We start from the raw sequence: 411 nt of genomic DNA, 5'->3' as shown, positions 1-411 counted from the left end.
TTCCTATGCTGACTTTCCTTGGCTTTGCCATGGTCATCACGTTCATGTTCCTGATCATGACCAAGCGCCTCTCTGCGCTGATTGCTTTGATCATTGTGCCGATCCTGTTCGCCCTGTTTGGTGGCTTTGCACCGGAAATCGGCCCGATGATGCTGGCGGGTATCACCAAGCTTGCGCCGACCGGCGTGATGCTGATGTTCGCCATCCTCTACTTTGCGCTGATGATCGACTCCGGCCTGTTCGACCCGGCCGTGCGCAAGATCCTCAAGATGGTCAAGGGCGACCCGCTGAAAGTGTCGGTCGGCACCGCGGTGCTGGCCCTGGTCGTCTCCCTTGACGGTGACGGTGCAACCACCTACATGATCTGCGTGGCTGCCATGCTGCCGCTGTACCAGCGTATCGGTATGAGCC

At 58.6% G+C, this 411-nt stretch carries 1 protein-coding gene; it reads left to right on the top strand.

What is annotated here, in order from left to right; all coding sequences use genetic code 11:
* Positions 1–411, top strand: a 411-nt coding sequence (locus tag E4T88_RS17605; RefSeq protein WP_306461446.1) for an SLC13 family permease, incomplete at both ends; no start/stop codon positions are given.

Origin of the sequence: Dysgonomonas mossii, from assembly GCF_004569505.1 — a bacterium.
Classification (GTDB): Bacteria; Bacteroidota; Bacteroidia; order Bacteroidales; family Dysgonomonadaceae; genus Dysgonomonas.
Note: the sequence above shows the minus strand (reverse complement) of the source record. Positions and strands in the feature narration are given on the sequence as shown.